Raw genomic sequence first — 528 nt, 5'->3', positions numbered from 1 at the left:
GGGGCACTTTTCACCTTTCCCTCACGGTACTAGTCCGCTATCGGTCACCAGGAAGTATTTAGGCTTACCAGGTGGTCCTGGCAGATTCACACGAGATTCCACGAGCCCCGTGCTACTCGGGAAACACCCAATGGAGACAACAAGATTTCACCTACCGGACTATCACCGACTACGGTCGACCATTCCAGATCATTCGGCTACCCTGCTGTTTTCTCACTCCACGCCCAGTCGGCGGACCAGACAAGAATGCTCCCACAACCCCACACACGCAACACCCGCCGGCTATCACACGCGCATGGTTTAGCCTCATCCCCTTTCGCTCACCACTACTCAGGGAATCACTATTGTTTTCTCTTCCTACGGGTACTGAGATGTTTCACTTCCCCGCGTTACCACCAACCACCCTATACATTCAGATGGCGGCAACACCCCATAACAGGTGCTAGGTTTCCCCATTCGGAAACCCCCGGATCAACGCTCGGTTGCCAACTCCCCGGGGCATATCGCAGGCTCCCACGTCCTTCATCG

General features: G+C 55.3%; 1 rRNA gene. It reads right to left on the bottom strand.

The window, feature by feature from the left end:
• Nucleotides 1-528 (bottom strand): 23S ribosomal RNA (locus ABEA10_RS50785); the annotation flags it as partial.

The organism is Actinoallomurus oryzae, assembly GCF_039541955.1.
In the GTDB taxonomy this organism is placed as follows: domain Bacteria; phylum Actinomycetota; class Actinomycetes; order Streptosporangiales; family Streptosporangiaceae; genus Actinoallomurus; species Actinoallomurus oryzae.
This window is presented reverse-complemented; position numbering and strand designations above follow the sequence as displayed.